The 18,434-nt window shown below is 67.8% G+C and carries 13 protein-coding genes; 4 read left to right on the top strand and 9 right to left on the bottom strand.

Features of this window, described 5'->3' with window-relative positions; genetic code table 11:
- Positions 1–39: 39 nt before the first annotated feature.
- From glnA (QQS41_RS08770) to QQS41_RS08790, 5 genes are all read right to left on the bottom strand, one after another.
- On the bottom strand, positions 40–1,476 hold the full coding sequence (gene glnA, locus QQS41_RS08770; RefSeq protein WP_448852321.1) for a type I glutamate--ammonia ligase: 1,437 nt from the start codon (positions 1,474–1,476) through the stop codon (positions 40–42).
- Positions 1,477–2,490: 1,014 nt separating this feature from the next.
- The gene (locus QQS41_RS08775; protein ID WP_448852322.1) at positions 2,491–3,078 is read right to left on the bottom strand and encodes a hypothetical protein; all 588 of its coding nucleotides are present in this window, start codon (positions 3,076–3,078) and stop codon (positions 2,491–2,493) included.
- A 123-nt stretch (positions 3,079–3,201) separates the two neighbouring features.
- Positions 3,202–5,802 carry a DEAD/DEAH box helicase gene (locus QQS41_RS08780; RefSeq protein WP_448852323.1) on the bottom strand — a complete coding sequence of 867 codons (2,601 nt, stop codon included), beginning with the start codon at positions 5,800–5,802 and terminating at the stop codon, positions 3,202–3,204.
- A 4-nt stretch (positions 5,803–5,806) separates the two neighbouring features.
- On the bottom strand, positions 5,807–7,813 hold the full coding sequence (locus QQS41_RS08785; protein WP_448852555.1) for a site-specific DNA-methyltransferase: 2,007 nt from the start codon (positions 7,811–7,813) through the stop codon (positions 5,807–5,809).
- A 218-nt stretch (positions 7,814–8,031) separates the two neighbouring features.
- Positions 8,032–8,352: a helix-turn-helix domain-containing protein gene (locus QQS41_RS08790; protein ID WP_168937772.1), complete on the bottom strand. Its 321-nt coding sequence runs from the start codon at positions 8,350–8,352 to the stop codon at positions 8,032–8,034.
- A 205-nt stretch (positions 8,353–8,557) separates the two neighbouring features.
- On the opposite strand from QQS41_RS08790, the gene QQS41_RS08795 reads away from it, so the two are divergent.
- From QQS41_RS08795 to QQS41_RS08805, 3 genes are all read left to right on the top strand, one after another.
- A complete protein-coding gene (locus tag QQS41_RS08795; protein ID WP_448852324.1) occupies positions 8,558–9,559 on the top strand; it encodes a site-specific integrase in 1,002 nt (333 codons plus the stop codon).
- 72 nt (positions 9,560–9,631) lie between these two features.
- Positions 9,632–9,979 carry a hypothetical protein gene (locus tag QQS41_RS08800; RefSeq protein ID WP_448852325.1) on the top strand — a complete coding sequence of 116 codons (348 nt, stop codon included), beginning with the start codon at positions 9,632–9,634 and terminating at the stop codon, positions 9,977–9,979.
- A gap of 6 nt (positions 9,980–9,985) precedes the next feature.
- On the top strand, positions 9,986–11,278 hold the full coding sequence (locus QQS41_RS08805; RefSeq protein ID WP_448852326.1) for a hypothetical protein: 1,293 nt from the start codon (positions 9,986–9,988) through the stop codon (positions 11,276–11,278).
- 219 nt (positions 11,279–11,497) lie between these two features.
- Here QQS41_RS08805 and glnA (QQS41_RS08810) read toward each other — a convergent pair whose 3' ends face one another.
- Positions 11,498–12,931, bottom strand: a complete 1,434-nt coding sequence (gene glnA / locus QQS41_RS08810) for a type I glutamate--ammonia ligase (RefSeq protein ID WP_448852327.1) — start codon at positions 12,929–12,931, stop codon at positions 11,498–11,500.
- Between the two features lie 263 nt (positions 12,932–13,194).
- Between glnA (QQS41_RS08810) and QQS41_RS08815 the strand changes: the two genes are divergently transcribed.
- Positions 13,195–13,710: an RDD family protein gene (locus QQS41_RS08815; RefSeq protein ID WP_448852328.1), complete on the top strand. Its 516-nt coding sequence runs from the start codon at positions 13,195–13,197 to the stop codon at positions 13,708–13,710.
- A 641-nt stretch (positions 13,711–14,351) separates the two neighbouring features.
- Here QQS41_RS08815 and QQS41_RS08820 read toward each other — a convergent pair.
- From QQS41_RS08820 to lipA, 3 genes are all read right to left on the bottom strand, one after another.
- Positions 14,352–15,971 carry an aspartate:alanine exchanger family transporter gene (locus QQS41_RS08820; RefSeq protein WP_448852329.1) on the bottom strand — a complete coding sequence of 540 codons (1,620 nt, stop codon included), beginning with the start codon at positions 15,969–15,971 and terminating at the stop codon, positions 14,352–14,354.
- A gap of 380 nt (positions 15,972–16,351) precedes the next feature.
- Entirely contained in the window at positions 16,352–17,143 is a 792-nt protein-coding gene (locus QQS41_RS08825) for a DUF4191 domain-containing protein (RefSeq protein WP_448852556.1), read from the bottom strand.
- Between the two features lie 188 nt (positions 17,144–17,331).
- Positions 17,332–18,432 (bottom strand): lipoyl synthase, encoded by a 1,101-nt coding sequence (gene lipA / locus QQS41_RS08830; protein WP_448852330.1) that lies wholly within the window; start codon positions 18,430–18,432, stop codon positions 17,332–17,334.
- Between the last annotated feature and the right edge of the window lie 2 nt (positions 18,433–18,434).

The following is an 18,434-nucleotide window of genomic DNA, read 5'->3' on the forward strand; positions in this document are numbered from 1 at the left end:
GTGCCGCGAGAACCGGGACCCCGCAGCGGAACCCGGGGGCTACGCGTCGAAGTACGTCTCGTACTCGTAGGGCGTCGGGTGCAGCAGCGACGGCGCGATTTCGCGCTCCCGCTTGTACGCCACGTAGGCGCGCAGCAGGTCCCCGGTGAACACGTCGCCCTCCAGCAGGAACTCGTGGTCCGCCTCCAGCGCGTCGAGCGCGTCGGACAGCGACGCCGGGGTCTCCGGGATGTCGCGCGCCTCCTCCGGCGGCAGCTCGTAGATGTCCTTGTCCACGGGCTCGTGCGGCTCCGTGCGGTTGCGCACCCCGTCCAGGCCCGCCATGAGGATGGCGGTGAACGCCAGGTACGGGTTCGCCGACGGATCCGGCGCGCGGAACTCGATGCGCTTGGCCTTCGGGTTCGAGCCCGTGATGGGGATGCGGATGGCCGCCGAGCGGTTGCGCTGCGAGTACACGAGGTTCGTCGGCGCCTCGAAGCCCGGGATGAGGCGGCGGTAGGAGTTCAGCGTCGGGTTCGTGAACGCCGTCAGCGCCCGCGCGTGCTCCAGCACGCCGCCAATGAAGTGGCGCGCCATGTCGGACAGGCCGGCGTAGCCGTCCTCGTCGTGGAACAGCGGCTCGCCGTCCTTCCACAGCGACACGTGGGCGTGCATGCCGGAGCCCGCCTCCCGGCCCAGCGGCTTCGGCATGAAGGTCGCGGCCTTGCCGGCGCGCCGGGCGGTGTTGCGCACGACGTACTTGAACACCTGCATGTCGTCCGCCGCGTGCAGCAGCGAGTTGAAGCGGTAGTTGATCTCCTGCTGGCCGCCTGTGCCGACCTCGTGGTGCTGGCGCTCCAGCTGGAAGCCGCACTTCTCCAGCACCAGCGACATCTCGTCGCGCAGGTCCTGGAAGTGGTCGTACGGCGCGACGGGGAAGTAGCCGCCGGTCATGCGGGTCTTGTAGCCCAGGTTCGGGGAGCCGTCGGGGTTCTCGTCGGCGGAGCGGTTCCACCAGCCCTCGACGGAGTCGACGTGGAAGAAGCCGGTGTTGACGTCCGCGGCGTAGCTGACCCTGTCGAAGACGAAGAACTCCGCCTCTGCGCCGATGAAGCACGTGTCCGCGATGCCCGTCGACTCCAGGTACTCCTCCGCCTTGCGGGCGATGTTGCGGGGGTCGCGGGAGAACGGCTCGTGCGTGAACGGGTCGTGGACGAAGAACTTCACGTTCAGGGTCTTCGCCTCGCGGAACGGGTCGACGTGCGCGGTGGCCAGGTCGGGCAGGAGCGTCATGTCCGACTCGTCGATGGTGGTGAAGCCGCGGATGGAGGACCCGTCGAACGCGAGGCCCTCCGTCATCGCGTCCTCGTCGAACATGGCGGCGGGGATGGTGAGGTGCTGCTCGGTGCCGGGGACGTCCGTGAAGCGGACGTCGACGAACTTCACGTCCTCCCGGTTGATGAAATCGATGACTTCCTGGGCTGTCGTGAACGACACGGGGGACTGTTCCTCGTTTCCGGGGTCGGCTCGTGGGGAGGCGCCGGCGCGGGTGGTGAGCGCCGGTCACTCATGAAGTTCAGCCTATGGAATTCGGGGGAGAATGCACTTCGGCCCGATTTTTCGGGGGAGATTATGACATCGCCGCAGGTGCTGCAGCGCAGGCCGGGCGGTGAATCGCACCGTCGCCACGCGGGGGTGCTTGACGACGGGACCCGTGCCGCGCCGTGGGCCCCGCCGCCGCGGCGGGACCCGTCGTCACGCGAACGATGCGGACCGCGACACGACGACGGCCCCGTCCCGGGGAACCGGGGCGGGGCCGTCGCCTGCATCAGTCCGCCGTCACGTGGCGGGAACGCCGGCCGGGGCCGGGGGAGAGGCGCTCTGGGTACTTTCAGACAACTCACCGGCCAGCGGCAGCCCCACCCACGCCGCGCACCGATCCTGGGAAATAGGTGCCCCAATTCCCGGCCACAGAGTCCTGATTTTCGAGCATGGGCCAAACCGACTATAAATCTCCGCTACCGGCACATACGCAACACGGGCCAGGCTGACACAGTCCCCCGGAGTACCACCCGCTGCGCCCCCGTTGCGGGGCCCCAACCTCGGTGTGCAATGACGACCCTTTGCGGCCAGTGGGGGGTGAAAGGGGGGGGCACGCAGCGAGACCCGTAGTGGGACCGGTTTTCGACACCGCTGCGAAACCCGAAGTGAGGTCCGCGGAGTGTGCCATGAAGCCCACGACGATAACCGTCGCGGTCTACAGGCCATGGGGGAGCGCCGAAAAACGGCGAATTTGGCTGCTGCGTTTCGTGCCCCTGCACCGTCTCCCGGCACCAGTGAACCCCCGGCTCCCTCGTGGGGGAACCGGGGGTTTCGCTGGTCAGTTAGTTGCCTGAATCAGACCACGTGAGTTGTCTGAATGTGCCCTCCGGGGGATTTCGGAAAACCCGCTGGCCTGCCGCAGGGCCGACGTCCGGGGAACCCGATCCCCTCGCGGTGCGGGGAAATCCCCTAAGTAAAGATTCCGATGACCGTGGCAATAAGGGTGAGGGTCGCAATCGCCAGAACCCACCGATTCCAGCTCGTGGCGCTCGTGTTGCCGGATTCCAGACGCTCGTCGACTTCCGTCATTTTCTCATTGAGTTTCTGCATCTGGGCCGCGACGGCCTGCATCGTCTCCAACGATGCTTCTGCGGTGTCATCCTGCCGCCGTTCGCGGTTCGCCCTCGCCTGCATCGCCTCCTTCATCCCGTCCATCAACTCGGTGTGGGCGAGTGACGGGACATCAGTGGCCGGGTGTTTGGGAAACTCGTAGGGTGCGGGGCTTACAAACCCACGTATACGGGCGGCATCGTGCTGACCATGGAACTGCTGAAAAATCTCGTCGACGTTGACCTGCGAAGCGACGCTCTCGCGGTACTTCTGCAGAGCTGGGGCGAGGTTCTTCGCCGCGTCGGCATTATGTCGGCGCGCCTCCTCATGCCTGGGATGCGACTCGTCGTTGAGCGCTGCCTGAATCTCCGGCAGCGTCATCGGCGGAAGCTCCGCGGCCGTGCCGTTGTTCTCGTCGCCGTTCTGGGTGTCGTTGTTGTCCGCCATGTGGGCCTCCGTGTCCGCTGTGCGAGCCGTGGTCGCGGCCCGCGTCTGCGCGTGAGGCTGCCGGGCTAAGGGGAGGCGGGGGCACCCTTCGGGTGGCCGCCGAGCGCACCGGCCGGCGGCAGCCTACGACTGAACGAATCCCGTCCGCTGCTTTAATTCGTCCCAACTATCCGACGCGGCGATGTCGGACTCGGTGGCCAGCAGATAACCCCAGCGAACGGTGTCGAACCGATCATCCGCGGTCAGCGTGCGCATGACCTTCTCGGCGGCCGCGCGCTTTTGCATGACCTCGTCGTTGTTCGCGTCACGGTTGGACTTTCCCTCGACGATCCACAGTTCTCCGTCCGTGTCACACACGACGAAGTCGGGGTAGTAGGTGTTCCGCGGAGTCCACGCGAAGTGCGCCTTATCCTCGCGGTACAGTCGCTTCCACCATTTCACCTCGTCGTCGGCGTCGACGAGCGCTGCCAACTTGTACTCCGCAGAGAACGAATCAAACCTGGCGCGGTCAAACAAACCTCGATCCCAATCCCCGTAGTACGTGCTCGTGTTGAACTGTGCCGACGGGGTGTCGCGGAGGAGTCCGGCCACTGTCGCCGTGGAGGGGAGAACGAACTCGGAGGCGATGGGCAACTTCCGAGGTTCGATGTCGATTTCCAACCGTGCAGCCCGGATATCGTGTTCGTCCGCGACCTCCGTGATGAGTTTCGCGATGCTCTCGCGCGCGGTGGTGAGGGCCTTTTCAGTCCACGCCCCCTTGTCCATTGCGGCGTCCATGAAGGGGCCGACGATACGGCGGTCGAGCAGTCGGAGCGCCCCTGCCGTGACGGTGAAGCGGCGCGTGCCCTGCGCGGCCTTCATCAGCTCGGCGCGGACATGGTCGTCTGTGACCGGGTCACTTCCGCCTGTAACGCGGGTAAGGCTGGTGGTTGTGATCTGATTGTCCCGGGCGACGATCTTATGACGGTCGAGTTTCACGCTCCCCGCGACGACGCTGGCGGCGGCCGTGGTTACGGCGTCGTCGGTGATGTCAGCCAGGTCGAATGCGGGAATGTGGGTTGACATCGACGACGAGGGGAACAGGAAGGACTCGTTTGCGAACTTCGAGTTGATGCGTATGACCACCGGAGCGGGCTCCTGGGGCGGGGGCGCGATTTCATCGTCATCACCGAGCTCCCGGGTGCCCGCCGCTGGACGCCCAGTACCGGTGGGCGGCTGCGGGGCGGTTTCGGTGCGGTCGTCATCGTCGGCCGCCAGCCACCCGCCGTCATTGCCGACAGTGGCGTTGTCCTGGTCGGTCGGTTCGGAATCGTCTGCCGCAGACATGTCGTCCGGCGTCGACTCCCCACTGCCGGGCGTGACCTGAATGCCGGATTCATCGACCGCTTCCAGTGCCCCGTCCGGGGCCAGCGCGTCATCCAGGCCGAAGTCTTTGAGCACGTCCTCGCTTTTGAGGTAGTCCCTATAGGACTTGTGAGCGATGATGTCGAGCTGGTCGATGGCAGGGTCGCCGGTGTACTTGCCAAACGGCAGTCGCAAACCGCGGCCCATCGTCTGCTGGGTGAGAATCTCCGAGCTCGATGCGCGCAGCGTTACGATGACGGCGACGTTGCTCACATCCCAGCCTTCACGCAGTTTGGAGACGGCCACCACGGCGCGTACCGGCGAGTCCGGGGCGTCGAGGTTGTCCAACTTCTCGCGGGTGGCGTCGTCGTCGTGCTTGGAGTCGACCTGGAGCACCGCATCGGTGTCAGCGACATAGCCGGCGCCCCGCAACAGCGTCGTCACGGCCGTGGCGTGGTCGATGTCGGAGCAGGTGACGAACATGACCGGTTTGACCGGCTTGACGTCGGGGTTGTCCTGGATGAAGCGGCGATACGCCGCCTCCTTTTGGCGCAGGACGGCCAGGCCGTCGCGCAACTGCCGTTCGTCGCCGTCGGCGTTTTTCTTGTAGCCGTTTTTTCGGTAGACCAGCACCGGCTGCTTGACGTACTTGTCGGCGATGGCGCGGTAGAGCGGGTATCGGTAGACGACGTCATCATCGGCGGTGGCGGAGGCGGTCAGGCCGATGGTCGCGGCCGGGTCGAGTTCGGTCAGCGCGGCGGAAAACGCCTTTGCCGACTTTCCGTACAGGTGCGACTCGTCGGCGAAAATCACCAGGTCATCGAGCGACTGCAAGTGCGCGTAGAGGTTGCCTCGGTTCTCGTCGAACTTGCGGATTTTCGCCTGCTTGGCGGCGAGCGTTTCGCCCGTGGTGACTTGAGTGGTTGATCTGGGTGCCAGCAGCGTTTGGACGTTGAACACGAATATCTGGGACCCCAGGAAAGTGTCGGCGAGCGATCCCTGGCCGGCATCGCGGGCATCGCGCCACGAGCGCTGGTTTTCCGGGGTGATGATGTCGGGCTGGACGTCGAAGCCGCCGATGTACTTGCGGTGGGACTTGGTGAAGTTGGCGACGGTCTTGTTCTGGATGACCAGGCCGGGGGTGACGACCATGATGTTGCGGTGGCCCATCTCGCGCAGGTACTCGATCAGCGCGCCCATGACATAGGTTTTGCCGACGCCGGTTGCGTGATTGACCACTAGTGGTGTCTGCGGTTCGTAGTCGCCGTCGGCCAGACGGCGAACGGTGGCGTCGAGGGCCTCGCGGTTGGGGGTACGCAGGTCGAACTTCGTGGCGACGATGTCGATGATGGCCTCATCGTAGGCAATGGCGAGCGGCATGGCGTCAGTTCGTCCTTTCGACGCGGCGGGTCTGGAACAGGTCACCGGGGATGTGGGTGACAACGCAGCCGCGCTTGGCTGTGCGCAGGTGGGCGGAAACGCCGTCGGTGACGCCGGTGGCCGCGATGGTTAGCAGGTCGCCGTCGTCGAGTTTGGAGATGAGTTCGTCGGCCAACTCGGCGGTCAGCGTGCCCTCGAGGACGGCCAGGCGCATCCGCCCACGTACGCCGTCGAAGTCGGGGTGGCCGGGCGTGCGGCGGTAATTCATGTTCGCGCACACCGAGTCGACGAGCACGTCGCCGGTGGCGGCCTCGGTGAGCGTGACGGTGTCGTACTCCTCGTCGTAGTCGAAGCACGCGGGCGACAGCTTCGCGACGGTGAATCCACCGCCCCCGCGCCAGTTGATGGTGTCGGGCGACTTGGTCGTTTTGACCATCTGCTTGATGGCGCGGACGTCGGCGGACTTCTTGAGTGCATCGTCGCCGCGGATTGCCTTATTGAGCAACGAGGTGAGTTTCTGCGCCTCGTCGGCGGTCAGGCCCTCGGGCAGACCGTCGGAAGTGGCGTCGACACGTTCGCCCTTGGTCAATGTGATTCCACCGGGGTCGTCGCCGGCTACCACCTTTTCCAGGCGCGGCCGGGTGAAGCGGTTCATCGTATCTTCGATGAGTTCGCAGGTGACCCAACGGCGCCCCATCTTGTGTGCGACGGCGGCGGTGGTGCCGGAACCGGCAAACACGTCGAGGACGATGTCACCGGGGTTTGTGGCGATATGGATGATGCGTTCGAGCAGGCGCTCGGGCTTGGGGGTGGTGAAGGGGGTGGAATTAGGAAATAGTGCTTGAATTTCCTTCTTGGCCCCGTCCGTATGGCCAACCTCTTCGTAAGGCATGAAGTTTGTCGGCGTGCGTCCAGGCATACCAGCCAGGTACGACTTTCGACGGAATCCGCCACGGCCACCATGGGTAATCATGTAAATGGGCCAGTCGCCTCGTTTGTACCGTTCGATGGCTCTCTGTCGGTGAGCGTCATCCCAATTAGGAATGATCAGTGGCTTGATGTCCTCACGAATTTCCACCCCAGGGCCGATGATTGTTCGGCGAGCCGCGCGCTCCTCGTCAGTAACCTCGCCGAACTCATAATCCCCCCAACCGCGCATAATATCAAGCATCTTGCCAGGGGAAAACCGCCAACAAGTTTTCGCGGCAGGATAAACCATTTCTCCGGTAATCGGGTGCTGAATGCCAAATGTAGAGGGGTGTTGACGAGTGCCGGTTGTGGGTGCACAGGGGTTATCCATCGTCCACGATCCTCGCGTATCGCCATCCGGATTCTGGTACCGTGCATCCATTTCTGCAGTTCGAGGTAGCCTGTTAGGGGAGAATGTGGAGGATTTTCGATAGGCTAGAATAACGTCCGTGGACATGGGAATGCCTGTCGAATCATTTCGTGGCGAGTAAGTCTTCTGCCACTGCATTTCGGCGACATAGTTCTCCGGCCCGAACACCTCGTCCATGAGAACTCGCATCCGGTGGTTTTCGACGTCGTCGAGATGCACCCAAATCGACCCGTTATCGGACAGCAAAGCGTGAAGGTGCTCAAGGCGGTCGCGCATCATGGTCAGCCACACTGAATGCTGCAGATTGTCTTCGTAGTTCGCGAAGGTCTGCGCCGTGTTGAACGGCGGGTCGATGTAGACGCACTTGATCTTGCCGAGGTACTTGTCGGAAAGCTCCGGTACGCGCGTCAGTGCTTCGAGGACGTCGCCCGATTCGCCGAGGATCAGCAAGTTGTCCGTGGTTGGGTCCAGATCGGCGCGCTCGGAGTAACTGCGGCCCTCCTCCTTTGGTGCCTGCGTGCCGTCGACTCGGTCGGTGATGGTGAGCGTGTGGGTTTCGCAGTAGCGGGGGTCGGAGGGGTGGACCCACCGGTAGCCGTAACGGCCGGTTTCGGCTGGGACCAGTGCCAGCTCTTTGTTGGGCCACATCAACTGCAGGGTGTTTTTGGGCATCGTCTCTCGCACTGTCGAAGGTGGTAGGTAAATGTCTCACTAATCCTACGGCTGCGATTCCCCACACGCCCCCACCCGGTAACCTCACCCGCCCCAAAGTGAGGGCAGACCATGTGACCTGCACTGGTGAAAGAAAGAACCGATTGCGCTGCGGGTTACCACTTTGTCATTCGGAGCTTCCAGGCTGGGGGCATGAAGGAAAATCACCCCGAAATGGGTCACTCGCCCTTGAGGCTGGACTCCGCGCGATGATGCGACGGCCACAGGGACTTCCCGCACGCGACCTCCAACGCGGCGATGGTCAGCCCGTCGGGGACGGCGTCGCCGTTGATGAGCTTGGTCAGCGTCGAATGCGGAAGGCCCGCGGTCTCGGCGAAGGCGCGGCGCGACACGACGCGACCGGCGTCGATCTCGGCGGTGATGAACTCGTCGAGACCGGCGACGAACAGGCGCAGCCGCTCGTAGATGGGATCGCCGACGCGGTTGTTGGGCCAACCGTGGTACCGCTGACGCGGCGGCGTTCTCGAAGCGCGGGACATGCTGAAAATGTACCCCGGGAACAACGAAACCGCAGGTGGGGGCGGGTGTAGCGCCCCGGGTGGTGAAAGAAAGAACCGGAAATCCGGGACGAATGTCATAGTTGTCGGTGAAATAAAGAACCGCGCTCGCGGCTCAAATCCTCCGATGGGCGCACGTCACTATGGGGGAACGGCAGCGGGCGCCTGTCGAAAAACGGAGTCCGCCATGGACCTCATCGCCAACTACGAACCGAGGAAAATCACCGCCGACCGGTGGGCCGTCGTGTCCTGCTTCGTCCGCGCCACCGTCGCCGAGTCCTACACCGACGACGACTCACTCGTGGCCGTGCGCAACGCCGCCGGCCTGCTGGCCCGGCTGGCCGAGTGGGTTCACATCGTCCACGGTCACCCGCTCGATGCGACGCATGTGCTCGATCACGAGTTGATCGAGATGTTCGTCGCCCACGAACTGTCCGATCTGTCGCAGCGCACGCGCGGCCGGTCGCGGTCGATCCTGCTGCGCATGGCCCGCACGTCCAACCCCGTCTGGAACGGTCCCGCCGAGGGTCCCCAGTACGGCTACCGGGGTCCACTGGCCCCGTACACCGCCGCCGAGCTCGCGCTGTGCCGGGACTGGGCGTTCGGGCAGCCTACGGCCCATCGCCGCCACGCCTGCTCGCTGGTGCTCGCCCTGGGGCTCGGCGCGGGCCTGCGCGCGGGGGAGATGGGCACGCTGCGGGTGCGCGACGTGTTCGACGACGGCGACGACGGCATCATCGTCCTGCCGTCCGGCTACCGGGGCGCGGGCCCGCGCGACGTGCCCGTGCTCGCGCGCTGGGAGGACACCCTGCGCGCCGAGATCTCCGGGCTCGGTCCCGATGCCCGCGTGTTCCTGCCCGGCCGTCCCACCGACTCGACCTCGGCGGTCCACAACCTGTTCAAGGAGACCACGCCGGTGGCCGGGTTTCGGCCCGATACCCGGCGCATGCGCACGACATGGATCGTCGGCCACATCTACGCCGAGATTCCCGCCACCGCACTGGCCGAGGCCGCGGGGCTATCGAGCTTGCGCCACTTCGAGCGATGGACGAACAACGTCCCCGGCCGCACCGCCCTGGAAGTCCGCCAGTGGTTGCGCCGCCGGCCGGACGGCACCACGGCCGCGCGGCCCCAGAACGACGACGTAGTCCGGCAGGCGGGCCGACCGCATCTGACGGTGGTCGAGTAGGCCGCCGGTTTCCCGTCACGAGATACGAAAGGAGGTGAACCGACATGGACCCGGTGATGATCGACCGCGTCGATGGAGCGCGCATCGCGCGTGCCGCCCGCATCGTCGATGACGCAGGCGTCGTCGCCATGCTCGACGGCTGGCGCGGCGACGACGGCCGCGGCGTCGGTGGTCGCCCGCGGTTCATCTCCGACCGCGCGATGCTCACCCTCATGGTCGTCCTGGCGACCGAGGGCAAGCCCCCTCCACGTCACCGCCGCCCGCGACATCATCTGCCACCGCGCCACCGACGGTGCCCTCGACCGCCTCGGCCTGCCGGGCCGCGGCGATGCCGACTACACCTCGCGGATGGCTCAGTCGCGGTGGTACGACCGGGCGTGGAATGCGATTCACCGGATTCTCGACCCCATCGACCTCTAACCGGAGATGCGCTACCGCCGCCGCTACACGAAGAGCGAGTACGTCGAGCTGGTCGCCACCCGCGACCCCGAACTCGTTGCCGTCCGGCGCGAGCGTCTGACGCAGATGACCAACGCATTGGTCATGGCGTCGGTACACCGGATGCCGACGTCCGTCCGCGAGAAGTGGAACGGCGACGTGGTCGTCGACGCCACGCCCATCCCGGCCGCGCGGCTGGGCACCTCGAAGCGGTCGTCCCGGGTGTCCAGCGAGCCGGACGCCGGGTGGTACACCCGGCGCGACGACCACGACGGCGGCGACGGCTCGGAGGGCACGGTGTCGTGGGCGTACGAGGCCACGCTCATCGCGGCGATGATGCCCGACGGTGCGCCGCACCCGATCATCGGCATCGCGCTCGACAAGCCCGGCCACCAGCCGCACATGCGCGCCCGAGACGCATTGGCCCACATCACCGCCGACGCGGACATGCCGAAAGGAAACTTGGTCGGCGACATGCTCTACCACCCCAACGGCAAGCCCGAGACGTGGCAGTTTCTCATGCGCCGGGCCGGGTACACGCTCGTCGGTGATCTCCCCATCAACACACGCGGCGTCACGGCCAACTACGCCGGGGCCGTCCAGGTGGGTGGTGCGTGGCATTGCCCGGCGATGCCGACCCACCTCCTCGCCGCCGGGGACGACCATCGGGCCGGAATCATCGACGACGATCAGTTCGCCGAGCGGATCGAGGCCCGCACCGCGTTTGCATTGCGCGTCAAGGAGCGCCTGCCGGGCGGCGGGGCGAAGTACGCGTGCCCGGGACGCGGTTCGGGCGCCACGGTGTCGTGCCCGCTGGTCAAGGGCAGCGGGAAGGTCGGCAGCCAGCGGGTCAAAATCTTCCGCTCCCAGGTGCCGGCGGCCGGCGAGCGCGGACGGTGCTGCACCAACTCCTCGTCGGTGACGATCCCCGTCGAGGAGGGCGCGAAGTTCGCCCAGCAGGGTCCGGCGTGGCGGACGAAGGCGTGGCGGGCGGCGTACCAGCCGCCGCGGGCGACCATCGAGTCGCGCAACGCGATCCTCAAGACCGGCACGGGTGCCGGCCTCGGCGACACCACCCGGCGGATGATCCGCGGGTTCACCGCCGCCGCGCTGTTCGTCACCCTCGGCGTCGTCGCCGTCAACGTCGCGCTCATCGCCCGGTTCATCGGACGGGGTGGGACAACGGGCGGTGCGCCGGTTCCGCCGTCGCCGTCGTCGCGTCGCGAAAACGGGCTCGATGAGGCCGCTGCGGTGCCCAATGCGCCGCCGTTGGCCGCGTAAACGAAGCTTCGACCGTCCCCGTTTCGGGCACGGTCTACGGGTGCTTCCGGGGCCGCGTTTTCGGGCCGATTATGTGGCGCGGAACCGGCCGGCGGGGCGCGAGAACGGTGCCGCGAAGGCAGAAAACCGCCCATCTCCCGGTGAGGGAGGTGGGCGGCGTTCTTTGTGCCGGGGTTTTCCGAACAATCAGCGCCGATAGTCCGAACCCCCCCCTCCGACTTAGCAGTCGAAGTACATCTCGAACTCCTGCGGGGTCGGGCGCAGGCGGGTCGGGGCGATCTCGTTGTTGAACTTGTAGGAGATGTAGGTCTCCAGCAGGTCCTCGGAGAAGACGTCGCCCTCCTGCAGGAACTCGTTGTCCTCCTCCAGGGCCTTCAGCGCGGCCTCCAGCGAGGTCGGCGCCTGCGGGATGTCCGCGGCCTCCTCCGGCGGCAGCTCGTACAGGTCCTTGTCGACCGGGGCGTGCGGCTCGATGCGGTTCTTGATGCCGTCCAGGCCGGCCAGCATCATCGCGGAGAACGCCAGGTACGGGTTCGCCGACGGGTCCGGCGCGCGGAACTCGAGGCGCTTCGCCTTCGGGTTGGAGCCGGTGATCGGGATGCGGACCGCGGCGGAGCGGTTGCGCTGCGAGTACACCAGGTTGATCGGGGCCTCGAAGCCCGGGACCAGGCGGTGGTAGGAGTTCAGCGTCGGGTTGGTGAACGCCAGGACCGCGCCGGCGTGCTCCAGGATGCCGCCGATGTAGTAGCGGGCCATGTCGGACAGGCCGGCGTAGCCGGATTCGTCGTGGAACAGCGGCTTGCCGTCCAGCCACAGGGACTGGTGGGCGTGCATGCCCGAGCCGTTGTCGCCGGCGAGCGGCTTCGGCATGAAGGTGGCGGCCTTGCCGTTCAGCCACGCGGTGTTCTTGATGATGTACTTGAAGGACTGCAGGTCATCGGCCGCGTGCAGCAGGGTGTTGAACTTGTAGTTGATCTCCTGCTGGCCGCCGGTGCCGACCTCGTGGTGCGCGCGCTCCAGGTCGAAGCCCGCGTTGTGCAGGTTCATGCACATCTCGTCGCGCAGATCCTGGTAGTGGTCGTACGGCGCGGTCGGGAAGTAGCCGCCCTTGACGCGGGTCTTGTAGCCCAGGTTGGCGGACCCGTCCGGGTTCTCGTCCTTGCCGCGGTTCCACCAGCCCTCGACCGAGTCGACCTCGTAGAAGCCGGTGTTCATCTCGGTGGCGTAGCGGACCTTGTCGAAGAGGTAGAACTCCGCCTCGGCGCCGAAGAAGCAGGTGTCGGCGATGCCGGTCGAGGCCAGGTACTCCTCCGCCTTGCGGGCGACGTTGCGCGGGTCGCGGGAGAACGGCTCATGGGTGAACGGGTCGTGGACGAAGAACTTGACGTTCAGCGTCTTGGCCTTGCGGAACGGGTCGATGCGCGCGGTGTCCAGGTCGGGCAGCAGCGCCATGTCGGACTCGTCGATCGTCGTGAAGCCGCGGACGGAGGAGCCGTCGAACGCCAGGCCCTCGGCGATGGCGTCCTCGTCGAAGGCGGAGGCCGGCACCGTGAAGTGCTGCTCGTGGCCCGGCACGTCGGTGAACCGGACGTCGACGAACTCGATGCCCTCGTCCTTGATCTTCTTGGCGATGTCTTCAGGGGTGAAACCCACGTCGGCTCCTAGCTCTGGTTTCTGGCTGGGTACTGAAATGAAATTATGCGCCGCGTATTTCCCGACCGGTTCTGCCCTGTTAATCCGATGTAACGCACGCTGTGACGTGGATCACGTCCGATGCGGCCTTGTGGGCGACCGCGGGGAGACCGGGCGGGGACCGGGTGGCCGCCGCCGTAATGTCTTTTTCCGGTTGACTCCAAGTTACCCGCCCGCGGTCCCCGACGGGGGTCAGGACACCCTCACCCGCTAGACTGACGGGCATGGCCGAGAAGCACAGCTGGCTCGAAGGACCCCAGGTCCCGGGCGAATACGACGATCCCGAGCACCTCTCCGAGTACCCCGGACAGGCGCTGGGCCTGGCGAAGTCCGGCCCCGGCTCCCGCGCGAGCCTGGGCCGCCGCCTCGGCGGCATGCTCATCGACTGGGTGATCTCCGTGCTCATCGCCCAGGCCTTCTACCCCTTCTTCGGGCCCGACCCGAAGCAGATCGAGCAGTTCGGCGACCCGTTCATCGCCTGGCAGTCTTTCACCGCGACCTGGGCGTTCTTCGCGTTCTTCTTCCTGGGCACCATCTCCGTGTGGCTGTTCGCCCGCACCCCCGGCCAGGCCGTCATGGGCATGGGCGTCGCCCGCATCGACGCCACCGAGCGCGTCGGCCTGTGGCGCGCCGCCGTCCGCTCGGCCCTGACGCTGCTGCTCCTGCCGCCGATCGTGCAGGACACCGACGGCCGCGGCATGCACGACCGCGCCACCGGCACCGCCGTCATCCGCGGATAGCGGCTGCGCGGCCGGCGGACGTCACGCTGCCTCGGGCCGCGGCCGGCCCCCGGCGGCCTGCGACGTCACCGCCGACGGACCCCGTTCGGGCGGAACGGACCCTCATGTACCCGGGTCCCTTCCGCCGGAACGGGGTCCGTTCGCGTCGGGGAGGGAGGACGGGACGGGCTGCCGGGGGCCTGAGGAGCGCGACCTCGCCGCGGCCCCCGCCCTCAACACGGCCAATGGGGTCGTTTCGACCCATCTCGACCGCCGGTATCGGCCGCCCGCAGCCGTCAGACCCACTTACGGCCGTTCCGACCCAGTTAGAACGGGGTCGGGACGGCCGTAAGTGGGTCTGGCCGGGAGGAGGGGCGGCGCTAACGGGGTCGGAACGACCTGGTTCGGTGCGAGGGGAGCGGGGGCGGGGGAGGACCGGCGGCGCCAACGGGGTCTTAACGACCGTGTCGCACGTACGGCCGGGTCAGCCGACGCCCCAACGGCCACGCACCCACCCCGCGAATGCCGACGGACCCCGTTCCGGCGGAACGGACCCCGATGCACCGGGGTCCCGTCCGCCCGAACGGGGTCCGTCCGAGGTGGGGGTGAAGCGGCGTGGCGGCGGTGACGCCGCGGGGGACGCGCCGCCGCGCACCCGCCCGCTACACCAGCAGCACGATGAGCACCTGCGCCAGGATGATCTTCACGATCATCGCCATCGGGTACACCGTCGTGTAGCCCATGCCCGGCAGCTCGTTCTTCGTCAGGTCGTTGACGTAGGTCAGCACGGCGGGGTGGGTCTGCAGGCCGGCGAGGATGCCGGCGGACTGGCCGAAGGGGATCTTCAGCACCTTGTGGCCGACGATGAGCGTGATCAGCGCCGACGCGAACGCCACGATGGCGGCGAGGCCCAGGACGACGAGCGACGACGGGTCGGACAGGGCGTCGCGGAAGCCCGCGCCGGCGGTGGTGCCGATGCCGGCGAGGAACAGAGCCAGGCCGACCTGGCGGAACGCCAGGTTCGCGGAGTACGGGATCGGCCACACGAGCGGGCCGGTGCGGCCGAGGGCGCCGAGGATGAGCGCCACGACCAGCGGGCCGCCGGCGGAGCCGAGCGTCAGGGTGACGCCGCCCGGGATCGGGATCGGGATCATGCCGACGAGGACGCCGAGGAGCAGGCCGAGCACCATCGGCAGGAGGTTGACGTCGGAAAGCCTCTTGTAGGAGTCGCCGAAGAACCGCGTCGCCTGGTTGATGTGCTCCGGGGCGGCGACGACGCGGACGCGGTCGCCGAGCTCCAGCTTCATGTCGGGGGAGGCGACCATGTCGATGTCGCCGCGGCGGACGCGGGTGATGACCATGCCGTGGATCTGCTTGTGCAGCACCGACAGCGGCACGCCGCAGACGCGGTCGGAGGACACGAAGATGCGGCGGAAGTCGAGGCGGCCGTCGCTGGTCGGATCGCCCGGCAGCAGCTCGCCGATGCGCGCGGCGGCGCTGTCGATCTGCTCCTCCGTGCCGACGACGCTGATGATGTCGCCCGGCTCGACGGTGTCGGAGTCCTCCGGCACGAACAGGCGGCCGGAGTGCTCGATGCGGGAGATGGAGAAGTCCAGGCCGTAGACGCCGGCCATCGCGCCGACGGTGGGCAGGCCGGCCTCGGTGACCTTGACGCGGCGGGAGTGCAGCGGCAGCGCGGCGACGCCGGCGTCGATGGCCTCCTGCTCGTGGTCGACGCGGAAGACCTTCGCCATGATGGCGATGGACGCGATGACGCCGAGGACGCCGATCGGGTAGGCCAGCGAGTAGCCGATGACCGGCAGGGCCGCCGCCTCGTTGAGCCGCTCGCCGTCCTGGATGAGGCCCGGCAGCGCGTCGACGACCGCGGCGAGCGCCGGGGTGTTGGTCAGCGCGCCGGTGAACGTGCCGGCGCCCTCGACGTGGTCGACGGGCATGAGGCTGATCGCCACGTAGGCGATGACGGCCAGCAGGACCAGGACGCCCGCGCCGAACAGGTTGTGCTTGATGCCGCGGGAGCGGAGGCTGCGGAAGAACTCCGGCCCCGATTCGAGGCCGATGGTGTAGACGAACAGGGCCAGGCCCACGATGTAGATGATGGGCGGCAGCTCGATCTCCGGCTCCACGGTCGCGAAGCCGAGGCCCACGAAGAGGACCGCGGCGACGCCGAGCTTGAAGCCGCCGATGCGGATCTGGCCCAGGGCGATGCCGATGCCCATGATGACCAGCAGCGCCAGCAGGTGGTTGTCGACGAGGATTTGCACGTGCCCCATAGTGGCACACCCCGGGCGGCCCCACCGGCCGGGCGGAACCGGTCCCGGGCCGCGACCTGCGCCGATGCCGCGGTCGTTGCCGAAGGTTGCCGGTCGCCGTGATCAAGCACACGCGCCACCGTGATCCACGCGGCCCCGCTGCGTGACGACGGCCACCGCCCCGGCCCCGCGCCGCCCGCCCGGCGCCGGTTCCCGCGTGGTCCCGCGGAGGGCCCCGCGCGGGCGCCCCGGCCCCGCGCCGCCCGCCCGAACGCCCGCGCCGACCCGGCCCCGCATACGCGGAAGGCGCCGCGGGCCCCGTGCGGGATCCGCGGCGCCGGAGGCGTCGATGGCGGGGGAGCGGCCGGGCGGCGGGCTCCCCGGCCCGGTGCCTAGCCGCGCTTGTTGCGCTGGGCGGCGCGGCGGGCGCGGCGGTTCATGCCGGCCATCTGGTTGGCGTTGGCGCCGCCGGGCATCGGGCCCTTCGGCAGGCCGCCGCGGGCGCCGCCGAGGACGCCGTCCATGGACGCCAGGCGGGACTGCAGCTGGTTGGCCTGGTCCTTGTTGTAGTTGCGCGGGTAGCGCAGCAGCTCGCGCTGGATGCGCTTGACGGGGACCTGGCCCTCGCCGGTGCCGACCATCATCTCGTAGATCGGGGTCTCGCCGACGAAGCGGGCCAGCGTCTTCTTCTCCTTGGCCATCATGGAGCGGACGCGGGACTCGTTGCCCTCGCCGACCAGGACGATGCCGGGGTTGCCGACGACGCGGTGCACCGCGTCCATGTGCTGGTTCGCCTGCGCGCCGGTCTTGACGTGCCAGACGACGCCGACGCCGGAGCGCAGGTTGTCCAGCGCCCACGCGGCCGCGCCGGCCTGGCCCTCCGCCTCGCCGTACACGGTGGCCTCGATGCGCTTGGAGAAGATCCACATCGCCACCATGAAGCCCAGCGAAATGCCCAGCAGCGGCAGGAACCACGCCCAGAAGCCGCCGATGAGCAGGCCGATCACCAGCAGCACGAGGATGGGCGCCAGGAAGCCCAGCGCCATGTACGGGATGAGCTTCTTGTCCCGCTCCTTCTGCAGCTTGAAGGCCTGCCACAGCTGGGAGCGCGTCTGCTTCCGCTTCTCGCGCTTCGCGGCCCGGGCCGCCTGCTTGCGGGCCTTGTCGTCCTTGGTGCTCGCCATCATGACGCCCGATTCTAGGGGATGGGACCGCCCGCCCATGCACCGAGGCCCCCGGTCGAAGGGATGCCCTCCGCGCCGTCGCACGCGGCCGCCAAACACCGAGGCCCCCGGTCGCGCGGGGAGCGCGGCCGGGGGCCGGGAAGCCGGGGCGGGTCACGTCGTCAAGCGACGGCGCACCCGGCGGGGACCTAGGCGGTGACCTTGTCCCCCTCGCGCGCGCGGTCGCCGGTGACGCGGCGGCGACGGCGGAACGACGACACCTCCGTGTCGCGCGACTTGCCGTGGCGGTGCAGCAGCGCCGACGCCTCCTGCAGCGCCGTCTCCTCGCCGCCGGCGGCCAGGTCGGACAGGTGCTCCGGCAGCTCCTCGCCGCGCGACTTCAGCGCGCGGGCGTACAGGCGGCCGGCGCGGTAGGACGAGCGGACCAGCGGGCCCGCCATGACGCCGTGGAAGCCGATCTCGTAGGCCGCCTCCGACAGCTCCACGAACTCCTCCGGCTTCACCCACCGGTCGATCGGGTGGTGCATCGCCGACGGGCGCAGGTACTGCGTGACCGTCAGGATGTCGCAGCCCGACTCGTGCAGCGCCTGCATCGCCTCCAGGATCTCGTCCCGGGTCTCGCCCATGCCGAGGATCAGGTTCGACTTCGTCACCATCCCCGCCTTGCGGGCGCGGGAGATCATCTCCAGGGAGCGCTCGTAGCGGAACGCCGGGCGGATGCGCTTGAAGATGCGCGGGACCGTCTCCAGGTTGTGCGCGAACACCTCCGGCTTCGCCTCGAACACGGCCTCCGCCGCGGACATGTCGCCGCGGAAGTCGTCCACCAGCAGCTCCACGCCCGTGTTCGGGTTCAGCTCGTGGATCTGGCGGCACGTCTCCGCGTACAGCCACGACGCGCCGTCCTCCAGGTCGTCGCGGGCGACGCCGGTGACCGTCGCGTAGCGCAGGCCCATCTCGCGGACGTTCTCCGCCACGCGGCGCGGCTCGTCGCGGTCCAGGGGCTCCGGCTTGCCGGTCGCGATGTTGCAGAAGTCGCAGCGGCGGGTGCACTGGTCGCCGCCGATGAGGAACGTCGCCTCGCGCGACTCCCAGCACTCGAACAGGTTCGGGCAGTTCGCCTCCTGGCACACGGTGTGCAGGGACGCCCCGGCGACGCGCTTCTTCATCGCCTTGTACTCCGGGCCGGTCTTCGCGGTGGTGCGGATCCAGTCCGGCTTGTGCTCGATGGGGGTCTCCGCGTTCTTCGCCTCGATGCGCAGGAGACGTCGGCCGTTGGGTGCTTGAGCCATGT

Source organism: Corynebacterium sp. 335C (genome assembly GCF_053525695.1).